Here is a 21,048-nt window from a genome sequence, read left to right on the forward strand (position 1 = left end):
GTACGTTATGTCGAAATCTAGTTTGATGGTGCGTAAGCCGTGAACAGCGGTTTGCCGTTCTGCGCTGATTTTAACACCCAGACGCGCCCGTAGTGATTATAAAATCCTGCGGAATGTCCGGCGTCAGGGCCAATCCCCTGATACATATCGAAATGTTGTCCTTTAATCGCCCCGCCAACATCCAGCGCGACCATCAGGCGCATATGATATTTACCGGTGAACTTGCCTTTATCGTTAAGCTCCGGCACTTCTGCCAGCAACGTGGTGCCCGCCGGGATCAGCGAACGGTCAGACGCCACGGAGGCTTTGGCAATCAGCGGCACACCGCTGGCACCGCGCACCGGGGCGAAAGGCTCAGGTTTGAAGAACACGAAAGACGGGTTTTGCTCCAGCAGCTCGCGCACCTCTGCCGGGCTGTGGGTATCTGCCCACTGGCGGATCGCCTGCATCGACATGTTCTCGCGCGCCACTTCGCCACGGTCAATCAGCACTTTGCCGATACTGCGGTAAGCATGGCCGTTTTTACCGGCATAACCGAAGAACATAAACGGACGACCGTCGCCGTAATCGACATAGCCGCTGCCCTGCACTTCCATCATGAAGTTATCCATCAGGGAGTTGGTCCAGGCCACGACGTAGTTATCGCTCAGCGCACCGGAGTAAATAGAGGCGCGATCCGGCAGACGTCCACGTTTAGGTGGCATCCGGTAAAGCGGGTACTGGAATTCGCCCTGACGGGTATAGCGTGCCTGCACCACCGGCGTGTAATAGCCGGTCAGTTGCACGTTACCAAAATTGTCGGCCCCTTCCATCTGATAGGCACTGATGCCGTACTGGCTCAGATTGCGGGTATCCGCGCCGGAGCGCAGCCACTGCTCGACGGCCTGAAAGGTGGTGTTATTGCGGCCATATAAAGAAGAAGAGGCGATTTGAACGGCGGCCACCTGATTGGAGTAATCCAGCGCATTCACCGGCTTGCCTGTGGCGTTCGGCTCATTCACGTATTCGAGCGCGTTATCCAGACGGCCATCCTTATATTGCTGACCCCGGTCAGTCGGTCGCGAAGAACAACCCGCCAGCACCGCCAGCACCAAACCACCCAGCAGATACTTACTCCAACGTCCTTTCATTATTGCCGCGCTCTCTTACTTTCAGGGAAATGACTGGCGAAACGATAACAAACGGACTATCAGAAAGGAATTGCCACAGTCGAAAAAAGTGTACTGAGCCAAATTGGACCTCAAACGGCCATTTTGTGGATAAAAAGCCAGCAACTAAGTGCTTTATTTGAATAAATTCAAAAAAGGGTTGCACGAAATCTCATGGGGAGTATAGTTCGCCTCCATCGGACGCGGGGTGGAGCAGCCTGGTAGCTCGTCGGGCTCATAACCCGAAGGTCGTCGGTTCAAATCCGGCCCCCGCAACCAACTACTAAAACAAGCAGTAAAGTAAAAACAACAAGCACCTTAACGGGTGTTTTTTTGTATCTGAATTCCGGCAAACCACGGGAGTCGTCGTCCCGCCCTGCCTTACTCATCCCCTCGCCGACATCCCACCTTGCGCGAAGTACGCTTTGATCCCTGCCAGAATGGATTCCGCCACCTGCTGCTGAAAATGGGACGTTCGCAATTTTTTCTCTTCATTGATGTTACTGATAAACGCCGTTTCGACCAGAATGGACGGAATATCCGGCGCTTTCAGCACGGCGAATCCAGCCTGATCCACTTTGTTTTTGTGCAGATGATTAATCTTCCCCATACGGGTCAGCACTTCTTTGCCAAATTTCAGGCTGTCGCTGATGGTCGCGGTCTGAACCAGATCAAACATCGTATGATCCAGATACCGGTCGCCGCTTTTACTGACGCCGCCTATCAGGTCAGATTCATTCTGCGTTTGTGCGAGAAAACGTGCTGCTGAACTGGTGGCACCTTTGGTCGACAAGGCAAATACCGACGAGCCTTTCGCGGCACGGCTGGTAAAGGCATCCGCATGGATAGAGATAAAAAGATCGGCCCGTAGCTTTCGCGCCTTGGCCACACGCACTTTCAGGGGAATAAACACGTCTTCATTACGCGTCATGTGCGCTTTCATGTTGGGTTCACGCGCGATCAGTTTTTGTAACTTGCGGCCAATCTGTAGCACCACGTCTTTTTCACGGGTTTTATATTTGCCGATAGCCCCCGGATCTTCGCCGCCATGCCCGGGATCGAGCATGATCACCAGCGGACGGCTTCTGCCCGCCTGTCCGTCTTTCGGCGTTTCCGGCGGCAGGTTTTTCGCCACATCCCCGCGGTTATAATCTTCCAGCAAGGCCAGCAGCGGATCATCTTGTGCGGTGACTTCCCCCTCTTGCGGATACAGATCAACCACCAGCCGGTTATGAAACTCCGCGACCGGTTTCAAAGTGAAAACATGCGGGTTGATGGCGCGTTTGAGTTCCAGCACCATGCGAACCGTTTTGGGATCAAACTGCCCCACCCGCGCCTGACGGATATAAGGATCGCTCTGCTGAACCTTTTCACCCAGACCTTTAAGGACGCTGTTGAGATGAACGCCTTCGATATCAATGACCACGCGCGGCGGATCGCTGAGCAAAAACTGTTTATATTTTAAGGGGGTGCTGGATTCGAGGGTGATGCGGGTATAGGTTGAAGAAGGCCAGATACGCACGGCGATCACCTGCGAGCTGGCAGCAAAACCCACTTTACTCACACTGAGCATCCAGGAAGCAGCTACGGTTTGCAGGAGGCGTCGTCTTCCGGGATTGTGAGTATCGTCAGTCATGCAGTCTCAAAAAGTCTTCAAAAGTAAAAACAGAGGATAAAAAAAGCAGATTACGAATTCTAACGAATCATATCCTGCAAGTCATTCCTAAACATTTACCCGATTAATCAGTTTGTTGACTGTTTGTCATAAGTGTTAAAACAAAAACAGAGATTTCCTACTTGCCACAGCCCCACAAAAGAATAAAAATACAAAAATTACGAATAAAAATTCAAACGAGGTTTTGCCGTGAAGGAACGTAGTACTGAACTGGTTCAGGGATTTCGCCACTCAGTTCCCTATATTAATGCTCACCGTGGCAAAACATTCGTTGTAATGCTCGGTGGAGAAGCCATTGAACATGAGAACTTCAGCAACATTGTCAATGATATCGGACTGTTACACAGTTTAGGCATCCGTCTGGTGGTGGTGTATGGCGCCCGCCCGCAGATTGATGAGAACCTTTCTGAGCATAATTACGAACCGATTTATCATAAAAACATTCGCGTCACCGATGCCCGTGCTCTCGAACTGGTCAAGCAGGCAGCCGGCTTGTTACAGCTCGATATCACGGCGCGGCTCTCGATGAGTCTGAATAATACGCCACTGCAAGGCGCGCACATCAACGTGGTCAGCGGTAACTTTATCATCGCTCAGCCTTTGGGCGTCGATGACGGGATTGATTACTGCCACAGTGGCCGTATCCGCCGTATCGATGAAGAAGCCATTCACCGTCAGCTCGACAGCAACGCCATTGTGTTGCTCGGCCCGGTAGCGGTTTCTGTCACGGGTGAAAGCTTCAACCTGACGTCGGAAGAAGTGGCGACGCAACTGGCGATTAAGCTGAAAGCGGAAAAAATGATCGGCTTCTGTTCTTCGCAGGGAGTGATCAACGAGGAAGGCAACATCATTTCCGAACTGTTCCCGAATGATGCACAGCTGCGAATCGACAAGATGGAATCCAGCGGAGATTATCTTTCCGGTACCGTGCGGTTCCTGCGTGGCGCGGTAAAAGCCTGCCGCAGCGGTGTCCGCCGCAGCCACCTGATCAGTTATCAGGAAGATGGCGCGCTGGTTCAGGAACTGTTCTCCCGCGACGGCATTGGTACGCAAATCGTGATGGAAAGTGCCGAACAAGTGCGCCGCGCCACAATCAATGATATTGGCGGCATCCTTGAGCTTATCCGGCCGCTGGAACAACAAGGTATTCTGGTGCGCCGTTCCCGCGAACAGCTGGAAATGGAAATCGATAAATTCACCATTATCGAGCGGGACAACCTGACCATTGCCTGCGCGGCGCTCTACCCGTTCCATGATGAAGGGATCGGCGAAATGGCCTGCGTGGCGGTTCACCCGGATTACCGCAGTTCCTCACGCGGTGAAATGCTGCTGCAACGTGTTGCCAGCCAGGCGAAACTGATGGGGCTGAACCGGCTGTTTGTCCTGACAACCCGCAGCATTCACTGGTTCCAGGAGCGCGGCTTCAAACCTGCGGAAGTGGATGTTCTGCCGATTCAGAAACAGGAAATGTACAACTACCAGCGTCGTTCAAAAATCCTGATTGCTGAACTCTAGAAACCTGCAAACCATTCTTAAGCCGTAAAAAAGGACGCTCATGTGTCCTTTTGTTTTTCCCTGAATATCATCAGGTTATCTAGCGGCGTGAGGCTCAAACGCCTGTTGCAACGTTGAGGTATCCGGCCAGGTTTTAAAGCCTGCAGGCGCGGCATATTGCGGCGTCTTGCTGTCATTCCCCGAAACCTGTGACAACATCGCCAGACCATCCTGTTGAATCACGGCCTGATGGAAGTAATCCGCCAGTTGAGTTTGTGTCAGCCCCGCAATCACCCGGATGACATTCGCACGGGTATCAAACTGAGGATTCCCGCGACTGAAGTCATTGCCAAGACGATCGGCTTCTTCATCTAAGGTCTGCGGACGCTGCTGCATTTCATTTACCAGTCCCTGCTTATATTGCAGGAACTCATCATCCTTCATCTCACGCAGACGCTTTTCAGCCTGCGGATAAAACGCCAGATAACGCTGATACAGATAATCGGGTTGCTTGCTGTTGCTTTGCAGCAGGAAACCAATCCCCCACTGCTTCCCGACCGGGATAGGGAAAGCAAACACGGCATAGCCTAACTGTTCCTGTGTGCGAAGCTGACTGTAGAACCACGGCTGAATAATCTGCCCGAGCAGCGCGCTGTAGCCCATGCTTTGTACTTCATCGTAACCGGTAGGTACATACACCGCCGCCAGCGCGGAGTCTGAACTGGTACCGACACGCTGGATATTGGCTTTGAGCGGCTCTGTGACTTCTGCCTGCTTACCCCGCCACCACTGCGTCCCGTGCGCACCCAGCTTTTGCATGATCTGCTGAGACATCGCCTTAACCTGATCAGCCGTCATATTGCCCACGACCATCACTTCCACGGCCGCATGATGAACCAGCTGTTCACGGTAAGCATTCACATCATCCAGCGTGATGGCGGAAACCAGCTTCTCACGCTCGCTGCGCTCGGTATAAGGCACGCGGGAAAGGAGCTGAACAGGTTGCAGCGCCAGTTCAAAGGCTTTGCCTTTGTCCGCCGACGCCAGCCGTTCCAGATACCAGGACTTGGCCTGATCAAGCTGTTCCTGAGTCGGTTTAAACTCGGGATAGTTATCCACCAGCGCCGCCAGTAAATCCGGCAGGCACTCGGTAAAACCGGTGGCGGTAAATTGCAGACCGTTGTCCGGCGAGGTCCCGAACGTGATCCCACCAATGGAGGCCTGATAGCTCAGCTGATCAAATGCCACGCCGGTGAGGTAATCCGTCAGGCCATATAACACCTGATTTTTAGCCGTGCTGAGTGCCTGCTCATTGCGGAAGGACACCGTCACATTCGCCTTAGGCTCGTCAGCAAAATAACGGCTCGGCATGTAGAACACACGCAGCCCTTTATCTTCAACCAGTAACTCAGGTTTTGTCGCTTTGGAATCTTTGGTGACAAGCGCCAGAGAGTCCGGGATGTAAGGATTGAGCGCAGGCAAAGACAGCGAAATGCCATTCTCCAGCGTAGCCCATCGCTCAAACGTTTTTGGCGGCACCTTATCTGTCTCGTAAGGGGCATTCACAAAGTACGCCACCTTATTGTGCGGCTCGTTCGGGCTGATGATCCAGTAACGCGCATTTTGTGGCGTCATTTCCGTCAGGCGAGATTCTATCGCTTTAGGATCATACTGGTCGGTCAGATAAGGCGAGTCGAGAACGTGTTCAACAGGCACGCGCAGCATGGTATCCACCAGCCATTCGACGTAATCCATATCGCGGGTTAGCGCCGGATAGCGGAAGTCGAGCGCCATGACATGTGCGATTTCATCAAAGTAGGATTTTTTTATGCCCTGCGCGCGGATCTCATTGAGGTAATTGAAAATAGCCGCAATAACGGTATCCCGTTCCGCCAGGCCTTTATCCGTTAGGGAAACGGATATATTGAATACACCCATATTGCGGTTAACCATCGGGTCAGCACCTGCGCTGATCCCGTCGGCATACCCCTGTTTCTGCAACCAGTCAGACAAAGTGTTCGGGCTGCGGTTACCAATCAGGTAACTGATATAGGTATCCGTTTTACTGCGGAAATCTGCACTGTTGTTATCAATGGCAAATTCCACGCGCAGTTCTTTACGCGGCTGTGCGGGAACAAAGTGTATGAACTCACCTTTCTGCGCAGCGGTTAATGTCGGTACCGTTATCGCCGGTACTACCGCGTGATGATTGGCGATCTGCCCGAACGTTTCTGAGGCCAGATCAGCAAGCTCCGGCAGGGGTTTATTACTGTAAATCACGCCCACCATCAGATTGGCAGAATAGTAACGTTGATAGAACGCGGTCAGCTGGTCATGTAATTTACTGCCCGGCTTATCTTTCAATGTATCCAGATTACCACCGGAAAAACGGGCAGCCGGATGCGCGGGGTTTAAGGTTTCAGCACGAACCTGCGCCATGCGCATGCCGTCCCGCGAACGGGCCATTGTCAGTTCGGCGTTAACAGCATTACGTTCGCGGTCACCGTTGGCAGGATCCAGCAAAGGCTCACCGATGGCATCCGAAAGACGATCGACGGCTTCCGGCAAAGCGTCATTTTCCACCTCGAGATAGAACGCGGTGCGGTAAGACGCCGTGCTGCCGTTATGGCTGCCGCCATGTTTCTTCAGGAATTCTGACAGGCTTTCCGGCTGAGGATATTTCTTCGACCCCATCAGCAACATGTGCTCAGTATAATGGGCCAGACCCAGCTGAGAATCAGGGTCTTCCAGCGAGCCGACCGGGATAGCCAGTGCGGCGAGTGACTTGGGAGCTTGAGGATCAGACACCAGCAAGACTGTCATATCATTGGCCAGTTTGATGGCCTGATACTGACGCGGGTCGTTCTGACTTTTATTGATAGCTTGTGCGTATGGCTGCCATTCGGCTGCACCAGAGACAACAGGGGCCCAAAAGGTCAATAACAACAGTAACCCGTAAATTCGGGTAACCTGTTTCAACATTGCCACTCTCCCTCAATCGAATAAACGTGCCACACGGGCAATAAAATAAGCGGTTCAGTTATCCATGAACCTCAACCTGCCATTTTCTGCGGTTGACTCTGTTCAGACCCCGCCGGGACAGGATAGTTGTAAAAAATCCATCGGGCTGCCCTGTCTGAGATTTCATTCAACCCATGCCATAAAGTCAAATGCTCCCGAGAGGGAAAAATCACCCTGTTAAACCACTCTAAGCTGTTAGCCCACCATTGCAAGGGGCTTAACGCTATTTTTGCCCTACATTTAGCGGTTCACCATCTCTTATTCTGAGAAGTTATCTGCAGTAAAAGCGCTGCAACCCCGCCTGATATTTTGCAGGGGTTTGGACGACTACACTGACCAGCCCGCACGATTTTCCGGCGAAAGCATCAGACAGCTGATAATCCCAGCCTTTTGCCAAAATCTCTGCGCCCTTTCCTGTTACTGAACAGGCTTCAAGCTGTGAATGTGCATCTTCCCATGCCTGCTGAACCTGCCACTGACGCATAAATCCATAGGTCAGTACCTGGTAATAATTCAGTAATCCCAGCAGCGAAACGGACAGCAATAGCATCGCGATCAATACTTCCGCCATGCTGAATCCGTGCTGCGTTGCGTTGCGATTATTCATTGCAGATTCGCTCATCTGCTTCAGGGCAAAAATCCAGCCATCCCTGCTTTAGCGGTAAAAAGCCCGAACTGCCGTCGGCCTGTTCCTCCCTGCTCACCTGCTGATAAAGCATGACCGGTTCGCTGTCTTCCGTCATTCGCCCCTCGCCGCGCACCAGAAAAATGTCTTTCCGCAATGACGGCCTGACACAGGCTCTGCCTTTTCCCGTGACCACCACGCCCGATGCCACATTCAGACATTGCCATTGTGGTTCCTGCACATTTCTCCAGGGCTGACGGATGCCCCAGGATAAGGCTGACGCGGCATTTTCCCAGGCAATTACATAACGGTGCTGATTTGATGTCAGTGCCAGCCCCGCTGAAAGCTGCTGTTGCAGGGCGTTGAGGGCAAGCAGACCCAATCCCATCATGACCATCACGCTCAATATCATGGCACTCCCCTTTTGTCGTAGCAGGCCAACACTTTGCATGTCAGTGCGCGTTCTGCGGCTCATAAAGCATGCCCGGCCAGCACGTCGGTGACCTGCCGGTGAATTAACGGCTCGTTGCTCCAGCTGGCTCCCAGTTGCAGGGTGTAAAGGCTACCCGGATAAATTCCCGCCGTTTCCGTCACCCTAAAGGTTGTGACTTTAACTTCTGACGTATCGAGAAGCTTTTCCCAGCCGGAACTGCTGCAGTCCCCCGCCCCGCGTTGGATTTCAATGCTCCCCTGATGCAGGCGATAGCCAAAATACTCAGACTCCGCAGTGTCTTGTTTTTCCCAGCGTCCGTTGCGGTTCAGGTCATACTGAACAATAACGCATGAACCGGTGGCTTCACCGGCAGCGTTACCGATAATGACCGGTTTGCCGTCACAGTCGCCGTTGCAGAAACCCGCTCGCCGGAGATCTTTCGCGACGGTAAAAAGCGTCTGACGCAGCAGTTGTTCCAGCTGATAATGCCTTCCCAGGCTCTGACTTCTCTGACGTATCAGCGGATAGAGCTGCGCAACGCTGAGCATCAGCATGCTGCCAATCCCCATCGCAATCATGACCTCTGGTAAGGTGAATCCCTGACAGCGCGAAGTCATCACTGGCATACCCCGATACCGAGCAAAGGCTGATTTTCACTGCATATGCGCAGCCGGCCTCTGGCGGAAAGCACTACCCGCAGGCTTCCGGCTGAATTTTTCAGGGTCAGATGTCCGGCCATTGCCGCGTTACGCAGCCCGTAAAAACCCATCGATTTGTTGGTAAAATCGAGCAACTCAATATCCGGATCAGTGAGGGTAAAGATTTTACCGGTCGCATGATGACAATCAGCAGGTCGGGTTCCCGTTCCCACGCATCCGGCGCGCCCTTCGACCGCCCATAACACCGCAGAGCGATTGTAATGATTGGCTTCAGCCTGAGTGCCATACAGTGACATCCGCAACTGCTGGGCATGTTGTTCGAGCGTCAGGGCCTGCTGATAACTGCGCCAGCTGTGGATTCCCCATAATGTACACATGGCTACCAGCGCCACCACGACCATCATTTCAACCAGCGACATTCCCTGCTCTCCTGCACGCTTATCTGTTTTCATGCGGTCAAAATAGGCGTTTAGATTTTTACTGCCAGCGGCAAAAGCATTTTTTCCAGGATGTCTTCAGAGCAATCGCTGCAACAAAACGCACGCGACAGAAAGTTTGCGTGATGCCTCGCAGGGATAACATCCGGATGAAAATCGGAGTGGGATTCGTCAGGAAAAAGAGTAAAAAGTGCAGCAGGAAACGTGAAGAGAGGTAAATCACCGCCTGACGACAGGGTCAGGCGGTAAACAACGGAGAATCAGATCGCGACAGGCGCTTTGATCGCAGGATGCGGATCGTACCCTTCAATCTCAAAATCTTCGAAGTTGTAATCAAACAAGGAGGCAGGTTTGCGTTTAATCACCAGTTTTGGCAAGGCCCGTGGCTCACGGGTCAGTTGCAGATGGGTCTGGTCCATGTGGTTGCTGTAGAGATGCGTATCGCCACCAGTCCAGACAAAGTCACCGACTTCCAGATCACACTGTTGCGCCATCATATGCACCAGCAGCGCATAGCTGGCGATGTTAAACGGCAGGCCGAGGAAGATATCGCATGAACGCTGATACAGCTGACAGGATAATTTACCGTCGGCCACATAGAACTGGAAGAACGCATGGCATGGCGCCAGCGCCATCTGATCCAGTTCGCCCACGTTCCATGCAGACACGATAATGCGGCGCGAATCCGGGTCTTTTTTCAGCTGTTCAACCACGTTTGCCAGTTGGTCGATTTGCTTGCCATCAGCAGCGCCCCAGGCGCGCCATTGCTTACCGTAAACCGGTCCGAGATCGCCATTTTCGTCAGCCCATTCGTCCCAGATGCTGACATTGTTATCACGCAGATAGGCGATGTTGGTTTCGCCTTTCAGGAACCACAGGAGTTCATGAATGATGGAGCGCAAATGACAGCGTTTAGTCGTGACCAGCGGGAAGCCTTCCTGCAAGTTGAAACGCATCTGATGACCAAAAATCGACAACGTGCCAGTACCGGTACGGTCGGCTTTAGGGGTGCCCTCGTCGAGCACTTTCTGCATTAAATCCAGATACTGTTTCATGTTACCTCACGACAATTGTTTCTGCGGACGGCGATATGCCCAGACCATCATAATCAGGCCAATGACAACCATTGGAATGGACAGCACCTGTCCCATGCTGATGACCCCGTCGAACAGGCCAAGCTGTGCATCCGGCTGGCGGAAATGTTCAACGATGATGCGGAATAAGCCATAACCGATCAGGAACAAGCCTGATACCGCGCCCATCGGGCGTGATTTGCGGATAAACAGGTTCAGGATGATGAACAGTACGATGCCTTCAAGCAGCAGTTCATACAGCTGGGAAGGATGGCGCGGCAATACGCCGTACTGGTTCAGCAAAGGCTGCCATTTAGGATCCGCGGCGGCAATGGCGATATCTTCCTGACGGGAACCGGGGAACAGCATCGCCCAGGGCACATCGGTGGTCACACGGCCCCACAGTTCGCCATTGATGAAGTTACCTAAACGACCGGCACCCAGACCAAACGGGATCAGCGGCGCGATAAAATCGGCAACCTGGAAGAAGTTGCGTTTGGTACGACGGGCAAAAATCAGCATCACCACGATCACGCCAATCAGGCCGCCGTGGAAGGACATGCCGCCATCCCAGACTTTGAACAGATATAGCGGATTTTCGAGGAACAGAGGCAGGTTGTAGAAGAAAACGTAACCGATACGCCCCCCGAGGAACACCCCGAGGAAACCGGCATAAAGCAGGTTTTCGACTTCGTCTTTGGTCCAGCCGCTGCCTGGCTTATTGGCACGGCGCACCGCCAGCCACATCGCGAAGACAAAACCGACTAAATACATCAGTCCGTACCAGTGGAGAGATACCGGTCCGATTGAGAAAATCACCGGATCAAACTGGGGAAACGCCAGATAGCTGTTGCTCATCTATCACCACAAATTGTTTATCATTATTGCCCGGTCAGGGGCCAGCAGGGAGCGAATAGTAGCATAGCCGGAAGGTTTTCCGGGGCTAAGCCGCTGGAAAAGTTCTGTAAAAAATCATCTCATCCTGCGTCGCAAGGCCATCAGGATGAGCATAACGCAGCGCAGAACGTGGCGTCCGGCGCTTATTTACCCCCACGGATCAGGCCGCCCAGTCCGCGTCGTTCCATAAATGCAGCGGTCATATGACGCACATCGGTGGTGAAATGCGCCTGCAATACCCGTCCGGCCAGCTCTTCGGCGTCATGCAATTCGATACGGCGCAGCAGGTATTTCACACGGGCGACGCTGCGGCCGTTCATGCTGAGATTACGAAAGCCCATGCCGGTGAGCAGCAGAGCCCCCATCGGATCGCCCGCCATCTCACCGCACAAACTGACATCCAGTCCGGCCGCTTCTGCGCTGGTAACGATTTGCTTGAGCACCCGCAACATCGCCGGATGCAGGCTGTCGTAAAGCCCGGCGACCCGCGTATTGTTACGATCGACAGCAAGCAGATATTGCGTCAGGTCGTTGGTGCCGACCGAAATAAATTCTACCCGCCCGGCCAGCGCAGGCAGCATAAAGACCATCGACGGCACTTCAATCATCACGCCAAGGCGGGTTCGTGGCAGCTCATAACCCAGCTGTTCTTCCACCTCGCGCCCGGCGCGATCGATTAAACGCCGCGCCTCATCAATCTCTTCGAGGCTGGTGACCATCGGCAAAAGAATGCCGAGATTACCGGTCGCGGCATTAGCACGCAGCATGGCGCGCACCTGGATCAGGAAAATTTCCGGCTGATCGAGGGTAATGCGGATGCCACGCCAGCCCAGACACGGGTTTTCCTCGCTGATGGGCATATAAGGCAGTTGTTTGTCGGAACCGATATCCAGCGTACGCAGCGTCACCGGCTTTTGCGGAAACAGCTGTAACATGCCCTGATATTGCGCGACCTGCTCTTCCTCGGAAGGGAAACCGCTTTGCAGCATGAACGGTATTTCAGTGCGGTACAGCCCGACACCGTCAACGCGGCTGCCAAACAGTTTTTCGTGATCGGCACTCAGACCGGCATTGAGCATGACTTTCACCCGCTCGCCGCTTTTCAGCGCCGCCGGTTGCTCAACGTCGTCTTCAGCCTTCTGACTCAGCTCCATTTCTTCGCTGATCAGTCGCTTATATTCCGTGACCAGCACGGCTTCCGGGTCAATCAGCAACTCACCGCGATAACCGTCGACGATCAGTTGCCGCTGGCTGAGCAGGGCTGGCTGGATGTCGGCGCCCATAATGGTCGGTACGCCCATCGCACGGACTAAAATTGCCGCATGGGAGTTGGCCGCACCATCACGTACCACCACGCCTGCCAGCCTGTCTTGCGGCACTTCCGCCAGCAAGGTGGCAGTCAGTTCATCGGCGACCAGTATGAAACGTTCTGGCCACTGCGTGTTGCCCTGAATGGTGTCATCGAGATGAAATACCAGACGCTGGCCCAGGGCGCGTAAATCACTGCCGCGCTCACGCAGATAGGTATCCTGCAGGCTGGCAAATTGTGCAGCGAACTCTTCAACCACCTTTTTGACCGCCCACTCGGCCACCGCACCCTGATCTATCTGGGCGAACAATTCGCGTTTGAGACGGGCATCGTTAAGCAGGTGGGAATAGAGATCGAAAATCGCGGCGCTTTCTTTCTGTGCGCTGGCGGTGAAGCGTTTGCTGAAACGGCGGAATTCCGCACCGGCATCTTCCAGTGCGCGGGTCAGTCGTTCGCGTTCACGCACGGTATCGAGCGTGGACGCCATATAAACATGGTCGAGCGAAGGCTGCGAGCTGTCCTGCCAGCCGATACCGATCGCCACGCCCGGCGATGCCGCAAGTGCGCGGACGCGGGTCTGGCGGAAACGCCCGTAAAGGACATTCAGCTGTGCCTGAGAGAGGATCGCCGCCAGCTGAGTCGCCAGCGTGACCATAAATGACTCTTCACTCTCGTCGAACTGACGGTGTTCACGTTGCTGAATAACCAGCACGCCCAGCAGCTGACGACGGTGAATGATCGGCACGCCCAAAAAGGATCGGAAAAGATCTTCTTTTACGGCAGGAATGTATTTGAAGCTGGGATGGCTCTGCGCATCGGCAAGGTTGATGGGTTCTGCCAGACGCCCTACCAGTCCGACAATCCCCTGATCAAAGGCCAGCGTAATAGTCCGCCCGCGAGGTTTTTTCAAACCTCGCGTCGCCATCAGGTAATAACAACGGCGGTCATTGTCAGCGAGATAGACGGAACACACTTCTGTGTCCATCGCCAGGCAGGTTTCGTTGACCAGTACGTCCAGCGCATCATTGAGGCTGGACGCCATTGCTACCTTTTCAACAATTTCTCGCAAACGCGTGAGCATCTCTTCGTGACTTAGCCTCTTTTACGACGATAAGCGGGTGATGTCCTGGGAAGAGAGACTTCCTGCATCGGCATAATCGTAGTGGAAAACTCTTTCATGACGCGCCGGTAAACATCGCGTTTGAATGACACCACCTGACGAACCGGATACCAGAAACTCACCCAACGCCAGCCATCAAATTCAGGCGTACTGCTGCGCTGCATATTGATATCAGCATCGTTACACATCAGTTGCAGCAAGAACCATTTTTGCTTTTGGCCGATACAAACCGGCTTTGTGTCCCAACGCACCAAACGTTTTGGCAATTTATAACGTAACCAGTTACGGGTTGAAGCCAGAATACGCACATCTTTACGGCCAAGCCCCACTTCCTCAAACAGCTCGCGGTACATGGCCTGCTCAGCGGTTTCGCCGGGGTTGATGCCCCCTTGCGGAAACTGCCAGGAGTGCTGGCCGTATCGTCTGGCCCACAACACCTGACCCTGCTTGTCACAGATTACAATACCAACATTCGGGCGGTAGCCATCATCATCGATCACCGGACTACCTCAATAGCTTAAACTCATAGATGTTCTGATTGTTTCATACTACCAACAGGCGGTAAACCACTGGTTAATGCCGAACCGCATGAATAAAAATGGGATAACTCACAGTTATACGCCAAGTTATAAACAGATTTTTGAAATCACCCGCGATTTTATTCACTTTTTCTGTGGATAGATATGTGAAGAACTTCATAGTAAGCGGGGTAAAACTCTGCGGAACTTATTTTTATCCCAAAAATTAAATCCCATTAAATCCCTTTAAAACATAACGATAAAGACATTTCACACAGTTATCCCAGGGCAAAAAATGAGAGTTATCTCACACTCAAAAGTGATCTGGCGAAAGATCCACCAATGTCGTTTTTATCCACAGCGATCGCCTAAAAGTTGACGCGGTCAGCCCAAAAATTGGATAAAACCCCGCGCGTCAAGCCTGTAAATCGAACCAGTGATCGGATTAAGACGAGGTTATCCAAGAAATCTGTGGATAAGTAGGTGGAAGATCCTGTTCATTGTCGCCTTCAACAGGTGATCAACCTAATCATCTGAGAACAAAACAGGCCAGAAAGCGAAAAAAAACCTAAGGCAAATCATGCTATTATTTCATTGTTCCACAGGGATACGTTTTTATTCCCTGTGCCCGACAAAAGCAGTACGAAATTTAATCTATTGAGTGAGCATTGTTTTTTATGTCTATTCCTTTGCCAGCCACCCTGCCCCCGCACAACGAACAGGCGCTGTTGCTCCGCGCGCAATCTCTGGCGGGTCATACATTGGGTGAACTTGCCACCCACGCCGGGCTGCCTATTCCTGAAAACCTGAAACGGGAAAAAGGCTGGGTCGGCATGTTGCTCGAGGTCTATCTCGGTGCGGTGGCAGGAAGCAAACCGGAGCAGGATTTCGCCGACCTCGGTATTGAGCTGAAAACCATCCCTATTGATTCCCGTGGCAGGCCGCTGGAAACCACGTTTGTCTGCGTCGCCCCGTTAACCGGCAACAGCGGCGTAACGTGGGAAAACAGCCATGTGCGCCACAAACTCGCGCGGGTGCTGTGGATACCGGTGGAAGGAGAGCGACAGATCCCGCTGGCGGAGCGCCACATCGGCGCGCCCTTATTGTGGCAACCCTCGCAGGAAGAAGACGACCAGTTGCGTCAGGACTGGGAAGAACTGATGGATTTGATCGTGCTGGGCAAAGTGGAAAGCATCACCGCGCGTCACGGGGAATTTCTGCAAATACGACCAAAAGCCGCAAACAGCAAAGCGCTGACCGAAGCGATCGGCGAATTCGGCCAACCGGTGATGACGCTGCCGCGTGGCTTCTATCTTAAGAAGCGTTTCACCGCCGCGCTGCTGGCCCGGCATTTTCAGCTTTAACCGATATCATTTTCCGACGCCTGCGGCATAGTTTGCTACGCTAAATTGTGACTCTCTTCGGTACTGACAAAAAGGAATGTTAACCATGATGAAGAAAACGTTGATGGCAGCAGGTGCTGCGATTCTGGTGTTGGGTCTCGCGGGTTGTGCCAGCGACTATGTGATCTCAACCAAAGACGGCAATATGATCCTGACCGACGGCAAACCCAAGTTGGATAAATCCACCGGTCTGCTGAGTTATACAGATGAGCAAGGCAATGACCGCCAGATCAACAATGATAATGTCAGCCAGGTCATGAAGCGTTAAGCAGGATTTCTCTTTACCCTGAGGGAGCCGGTTCTCATGACTGGCTCTTTACATTTTATCCCCCGCCCGCGCCGTTTCTCCCGCACACACTGCCACTTCCCCCATCTGCCTGCCTTGTATATAGTCAGTTAAGGCGCTTTTTCTAACAGGCTGACATTCTCAGATATAAAGGAAGACCGGCAATGCAATATCACCGTATACCCCACAGTTCTTTAGAAGTGAGCTTACTGGGACTTGGCACCATGACTTTTGGTGAACAAAACAGCGAAGCCGACGCCCACCAGCAACTCGATTACGCCGTTGCGGCGGGCATCAACCTGATTGATACCGCAGAGATGTATCCCGTTCCGCCGCGCCCTGAAACGCAGGGTCTGACGGAAAGCTATATCGGCAGCTGGCTGAAAGCCCGGGGCAACCGTGAGAAAATTGTTCTGGCGAGCAAAGTCTCCGGACCTTCCCGTGGCAGTGACAACGCCATTCGCCCGGCTCAGATGCTGGATCGCAAAAATATCCGCGCGGCACTGGATGCCAGTCTTCAACGTCTGAACACGGATTATCTGGATCTCTATCAGTTGCACTGGCCGCAGCGCCAGACCAACTTCTTCGGCAAACTGAGCTATCAGTACACCGAAGAGCAATCTCCGGTGACCTTGCTGGAAACGCTGGAAGCGCTGAACGAACAGGTACGCGCCGGTAAAATCCGTTATATCGGGGTGTCGAACGAAACCCCGTGGGGCGTGATGCGTTATCTGCAACTGGCGGAAAAACACGATCTGCCGCGTATCGTTTCCATTCAAAACCCGTACAGCCTGCTGAACCGCAGCTTTGAAATCGGGTTGTCGGAAATCAGTCAGCATGAAGGCGTGGAACTGCTGGCGTATTCCAGCCTGGCCTTCGGCACGCTGAGCGGTAAATACCTCAACGGCGCGAAACCGGCCGGAGCGCGTAATACGCTGTTCAGCCGCTTCACCCGTTACTCTTCACCGCAGGCGGAAGCGGCGATTGCCGAATACGTGGCGCTGGCGAAGAAACACAATCTGGATCCTTCACAGATGGCGCTGGCCTTTGTGCGTCAGCAACCGTTCGTCGCCAGTACACTGTTAGGCGCGACCACGCTGGAACAGCTGAAGATCAACATCGACAGTCAGGATGTGACGCTTGATGCGGAAATCCTCGCGGATCTGGAAAATATCCACAAACGCTTCACCATTCCGGCGCCATAAGCACCGGATTGCAGGCAACAAAAAAGGGCGCTGAGCGCCCTTTTCTTTTATGCCAAATAACATTACGCCAGACGGCGTTTCTGCATGTTCTTCCAGATCCACAACCCGGCGATCGCCAGCGCGAACACCACACCGAATCCGATGCCAATTGCCACTACCGGCGCACCCGCCATCACCACCAGCGAATACAGACCGAGCATCAGCAGCATGGCGGTGTTTTCTCCAAGGTTCTGCACGGCAATGGCATTCCCCGCGCCGACAGAGATTTTCCCGCGATGCTGTAACAACGCATTCAGCGGCACCACAAAGAAACCGCCCAGGATCCCCACCACCACCAGCACAATGTAGGAACTCAACATGCTGGTTTGTAACGCAAATACCACCACGGCAATGCCGATGGCAACGCCCGCGGGCAGGCAGCGTTTGACGGTGTCCAGACGGATCAGTTTCGCTGCCGCGCCCGCACCCAGCACAATCCCGATCGCCACCATGGCGTTGAGCAACGTCGGGGTTTTGTTATCGGTGATACCCAGCGCCACCGGCACCCACAGCACCAGCAGGAAGCGCAGCGTCACGCCTGCGCCCCAGAACAAACTGGTGCCCATCAGCGAGAAGCGGGTTTCGCCGTCCTGCCACAGTGTTTTACAGGCGGAGAAAAATGTCCGGCTCATGTTTGCCGGATTCCACGACTGCCCCGGACGCGCCGGGTTAAGCTTCGGAATAAACCAGTTCGCCGCTACCGCCGCGCCGTAAGCCAGCACGCAGATACCGAGCGCCGCCAGAATGCTCCAGTCCGCCAGCGCCCCACCGGCCACCGACCCCAGCAGGATCGCGGCAATGGTTGAGGCTTCCATCAGGCCGTTGGCTTTTACCAGCTGTTCGCCGCTGGCGATCTCGCCGAGAATGCCGTATTTCGCCGGTGAATATGCCGCGGCACCGATGCCGACCAGTGTATAACCGAGGAACGGGTTCATTCCGGCGCAAATCACCGCCGCCCCTGCCAGTTTCAGCAGGTTGGCGACCATCATGACGCGGCCTTTAGAGAAGCTGTCAGCGAACTGCCCGACAAACGGCGCGAGGATAATATAGGTCGCCACAAACGCCATCTGTAACACCGGCTGACTCCAGTCGGGGTACAGCTGTTGTTTGATCAATGCCAGCGCGGCAAACAGCAGGGCGTTATCGCCAAAAGCCGACAGGAACTGCGCCACAATCACGGCGGTCATACTTTTTGACATCAGCGGCCCGGCGGCCGCCACTGAAGGCTGACTCATGCCTCACTCTCCGGTTTTTCTGCCATCTCGCGCAGGGTGACAAAATCGGGTTTACCGCTGCCCAGCAACGGTAAGGCTTTAACGACACGAATATCACGCGGCACCGCCAGCTCCGGCAGCCCGAGTTCACGGGCGGCTTTGCTCAGCGCATCGCGACGTAATTCAGGATCGGTGGTGAACAGCACCAGCGCCTCGCCTTTGCTGGCATCGCTGCGTGAGGTCGCCGCGTGCTGTTTATCCGGTGACGCGCTGATCGCCAGTTGTTCGACACTTTCCAGCGAGACCATTTCCCCTGCCAGTTTGGCAAAACGCTTCACGCGCCCCCGGATGGCGCAGTAACCTTTTTCATCCAGCGTGACGATATCACCGGTGTCATACCAGCCCGCCTGCATCTCGCCTGCGGCATTTTCAGCCTGTGGCCTTTCCAGTACGCCCGGATTTTCCACGCGCAGGTAACCTTTCATGATGTTCGGCCCGCGCAGTTGCAGGCGACCGCCTTCTTCGATTCCCGGAACGGTAATCAGACGTGATTCCATGCCCGGCAAAATCTTACCGACGGTATTCACTTTGGTCGCCATCGGCACGTTAATTGCCACCACCGGCGCACATTCGGTCACGCCGTAGCCTTCCAGAATGCGGATACCGAATTTGTTCTGCCAGATTTCTTTGGTGCTTTCAGACAGTTTTTCCGCCCCCGCCACCACATAACGCAACCGCGCGAAATCATACGGATGCGCAAAGCGCGCGTAATTGCCGAGGAAGGTTGAGGTGCCGAACAGCACGGTACAGTTCTGGTCGTAAACCAGTTCCGGCACGATGCGGTAATGCAGCGGGCTGGGATACAGGAATACCCGCGCGCCGGTCATCAGCGGGGTCAGCAAGCCGACCGTCAGGCCAAAGGCATGGAACAGCGGCAGCGACGACATAAAGCGGTCACGCGGCGTGAAGTCAGCCACGGTACGGATTTGCTCAACGTTCGCCAGCAGGCTGGCGTGGGAATGCACCACCCCTTTCGGATTGCCTTCTGAGCCGGAGGTAAACAGCACCAGCGCCGCATCGTCGGCTTGTTGCGGCAACATCGCACGGCGCGGGAAGATCAGATGGAACAGGATCCACAGCTTATCCTGCGTGGTCACGGTATCTTTCAGATCTTCCAGATAGACCCAGTTCGCCTCCGGCACATTTTCCGGCAGATGCGTCAGTTTGCCTTTCTCAAGGAACTGGCGGGAGGTCACGATGGTTTTGATCTGCGCGGCTTTCATCGCGCTTTGCAGCCCTTTCGCCCCGGCGGTGTAGTTGAGCAGCGCCGGAATGCGGTTGCGCATCGACGCGCCAAACAGCGCCGCCGCCATGATGGTGGCATTCGGCAGCAGCATGCCGACGTGCTCACCTTCGCGGGTAAAACGTTGCAGTATGCGGCTGACACCGAGACATTTTTTCAGCAGGCCCTGATAGGAATCTTCTTTGAAGGCGATATCGGCGATGCAGGGTTTGCGGCGGCCATAACGGGTTTGCGCAGACAGCAGCGCCTGATACAGCGTTTGCGGCTCGCGGGTGTCCATGCGCGCCTGCATCATGATCTGATGTAAGTGCTCACCGGCCAGCACGCGGCGGTCGCGGGAACGTGCGGCCTCCGGCATCGGAATGGTGGTTGGCGGTAACAGGTTGATAGTGACTTTCGGGAACCAGCGGATTTTAAAGCTGCCGAACAGGCGGCCAAACGGCGTGTATTCCGCCCCGTCGATACGCACCGGGATCACCGTTGCGCCAGACTTCGCCGCCACAAAGGCCGCGCCGTCATAAATCTTCATCAGTGAGCCGGTCACCGTGATGCGGCCTTCCGGGAACACAATCACCGGACGCCCTTTTTCGACCTGACGGATGAGATGCTTGATCGCCATCGGTTTGGTCGGATCCAGCGGCATGAAATCCACGTAGGGTTTCAGCCAGCGCATAAACCAACTGTCCGTGATGTTGGAATACACCGCAAATACCGGTTTGATCGGCAGGAAAAGCACCAGCAGCATGCCGTCAATAAACGAAACATGGTTAGGCGTGAGGATTAAACGCGGGTAATCAAAGTTGTTTTTCACCGGGGTCACCGTAACCCTGAACATCAGACGGAAAAGCCACCTGAACGCGGCGAAAAGAAAGTTATACATGTTTGCCATCTCCTTATGTGTCATCCCTGATCTTGAAAGAAAAAGGTTGGGGAAACAGCATACTATAAGCCGCTGAAAAATGACGACAGTCAGAGAGAGTTTAGGAGGGAACTGATCGGTGTGCCGGAATTGAGGCAAAAAAAAACCTACGCATCCGCGTAGGTTGGTGCAAATTTAATCGGTATCAACATGCAGAGCACGTTGATGATTCACCAATCAATACCTCTGGGACGTTCAATTTAGCTGGTTTATGAGATCTACCGCCAGCAGGCAATCGAAACATAATCCCGCAAAATGTAACCAGTGGTG

Annotated in this window: 17 protein-coding genes and 1 tRNA gene; 5 read left to right on the top strand and 13 right to left on the bottom strand. The window is 53.9% G+C overall.

Features of this window, described 5'->3' with window-relative positions:
* Positions 1–17: 17 nt before the first annotated feature.
* On the bottom strand, positions 18–1,130 hold the full coding sequence (gene mltA / locus EYY67_RS15880) for a murein transglycosylase A (RefSeq protein WP_013574173.1): 1,113 nt from the start codon (positions 1,128–1,130) through the stop codon (positions 18–20).
* Positions 1,131–1,350: 220 nt separating this feature from the next.
* On the opposite strand from mltA, the gene EYY67_RS15885 reads away from it, so the two are divergent.
* A tRNA-Met gene (locus tag EYY67_RS15885) sits at positions 1,351–1,427 on the top strand.
* A gap of 106 nt (positions 1,428–1,533) precedes the next feature.
* Here the strand turns inward: EYY67_RS15885 and amiC are convergent.
* Positions 1,534–2,784 carry an N-acetylmuramoyl-L-alanine amidase AmiC gene (gene amiC, locus EYY67_RS15890; RefSeq protein ID WP_131693857.1) on the bottom strand — a complete coding sequence of 417 codons (1,251 nt, stop codon included), beginning with the start codon at positions 2,782–2,784 and terminating at the stop codon, positions 1,534–1,536.
* A gap of 228 nt (positions 2,785–3,012) precedes the next feature.
* On the opposite strand from amiC, the gene argA reads away from it, so the two are divergent.
* Entirely contained in the window at positions 3,013–4,338 is a 1,326-nt protein-coding gene (argA, locus tag EYY67_RS15895; protein ID WP_095923236.1) for an amino-acid N-acetyltransferase, read from the top strand.
* Positions 4,339–4,413: 75 nt separating this feature from the next.
* Here the strand turns inward: argA and ptrA are convergent, their stop codons facing one another.
* The 9 genes from ptrA to rppH all read right to left on the bottom strand — a co-directional run bounded on the left by ptrA (position 4,414) and on the right by rppH (position 14,391).
* Positions 4,414–7,299, bottom strand: coding sequence for a pitrilysin (gene ptrA, locus EYY67_RS15900; RefSeq protein WP_131693858.1), 2,886 nt, complete (start codon positions 7,297–7,299; stop codon positions 4,414–4,416).
* 310 nt (positions 7,300–7,609) lie between these two features.
* Complete coding sequence (locus tag EYY67_RS15905; protein WP_095925206.1) at positions 7,610–7,945, bottom strand: prepilin-type N-terminal cleavage/methylation domain-containing protein; 336 nt, start codon at positions 7,943–7,945, stop codon at positions 7,610–7,612.
* Positions 7,938–8,438: a YgdB family protein gene (locus tag EYY67_RS15910; RefSeq protein WP_242675603.1), complete on the bottom strand. Its 501-nt coding sequence runs from the start codon at positions 8,436–8,438 to the stop codon at positions 7,938–7,940. The genes EYY67_RS15905 and EYY67_RS15910 overlap by 8 nt, the downstream gene beginning before the upstream one ends.
* A complete protein-coding gene (locus EYY67_RS15915) occupies positions 8,435–9,022 on the bottom strand; it encodes a prepilin peptidase-dependent protein (protein ID WP_095923239.1) in 588 nt (195 codons plus the stop codon). The genes EYY67_RS15910 and EYY67_RS15915 overlap by 4 nt, the downstream gene beginning before the upstream one ends.
* Entirely contained in the window at positions 9,013–9,507 is a 495-nt protein-coding gene (locus EYY67_RS15920; protein WP_267890970.1) for a prepilin peptidase-dependent protein, read from the bottom strand. Before EYY67_RS15920 ends, EYY67_RS15915 begins: the two co-directional genes overlap by 10 nt.
* Before the next feature lie 245 nt (positions 9,508–9,752).
* Complete coding sequence (gene thyA, locus EYY67_RS15925; protein ID WP_131693859.1) at positions 9,753–10,547, bottom strand: thymidylate synthase; 795 nt, start codon at positions 10,545–10,547, stop codon at positions 9,753–9,755.
* A gap of 6 nt (positions 10,548–10,553) precedes the next feature.
* Positions 10,554–11,423 carry a prolipoprotein diacylglyceryl transferase gene (lgt, locus tag EYY67_RS15930; protein WP_095923242.1) on the bottom strand — a complete coding sequence of 290 codons (870 nt, stop codon included), beginning with the start codon at positions 11,421–11,423 and terminating at the stop codon, positions 10,554–10,556.
* 182 nt (positions 11,424–11,605) lie between these two features.
* A complete protein-coding gene (gene ptsP, locus EYY67_RS15935; protein ID WP_095923243.1) occupies positions 11,606–13,852 on the bottom strand; it encodes a phosphoenolpyruvate--protein phosphotransferase in 2,247 nt (748 codons plus the stop codon).
* 11 nt (positions 13,853–13,863) lie between these two features.
* Positions 13,864–14,391: an RNA pyrophosphohydrolase gene (gene rppH / locus EYY67_RS15940; RefSeq protein ID WP_013574162.1), complete on the bottom strand. Its 528-nt coding sequence runs from the start codon at positions 14,389–14,391 to the stop codon at positions 13,864–13,866.
* A gap of 695 nt (positions 14,392–15,086) precedes the next feature.
* Between rppH and mutH the strand changes: the two genes are divergently transcribed.
* From mutH to EYY67_RS15955, 3 genes are all read left to right on the top strand, one after another.
* Positions 15,087–15,773, top strand: a complete 687-nt coding sequence (gene mutH / locus EYY67_RS15945; protein WP_131693860.1) for a DNA mismatch repair endonuclease MutH — start codon at positions 15,087–15,089, stop codon at positions 15,771–15,773.
* Positions 15,774–15,861: 88 nt separating this feature from the next.
* Positions 15,862–16,080, top strand: a complete 219-nt coding sequence (locus EYY67_RS15950) for a YgdI/YgdR family lipoprotein (protein ID WP_162928568.1) — start codon at positions 15,862–15,864, stop codon at positions 16,078–16,080.
* A 182-nt stretch (positions 16,081–16,262) separates the two neighbouring features.
* Positions 16,263–17,303, top strand: a complete 1,041-nt coding sequence (locus EYY67_RS15955) for an NADP(H)-dependent aldo-keto reductase (protein WP_095923246.1) — start codon at positions 16,263–16,265, stop codon at positions 17,301–17,303.
* 62 nt (positions 17,304–17,365) lie between these two features.
* Here EYY67_RS15955 and lplT read toward each other — a convergent pair whose 3' ends face one another.
* Both lplT and aas read right to left on the bottom strand, forming a co-directional pair.
* Positions 17,366–18,577, bottom strand: a complete 1,212-nt coding sequence (lplT, locus tag EYY67_RS15960) for a lysophospholipid transporter LplT (RefSeq protein WP_095923247.1) — start codon at positions 18,575–18,577, stop codon at positions 17,366–17,368.
* Positions 18,574–20,739, bottom strand: coding sequence for a bifunctional acyl-ACP--phospholipid O-acyltransferase/long-chain-fatty-acid--ACP ligase (aas, locus tag EYY67_RS15965; protein WP_095923248.1), 2,166 nt, complete (start codon positions 20,737–20,739; stop codon positions 18,574–18,576). The genes lplT and aas overlap by 4 nt, the downstream gene beginning before the upstream one ends.
* Positions 20,740–21,048 lie beyond the last annotated feature (309 nt).

Origin of the sequence: Rahnella victoriana (assembly GCF_004330295.1) — a bacterium.
Classification (GTDB): domain Bacteria; phylum Pseudomonadota; class Gammaproteobacteria; order Enterobacterales; family Enterobacteriaceae; genus Rahnella; species Rahnella victoriana.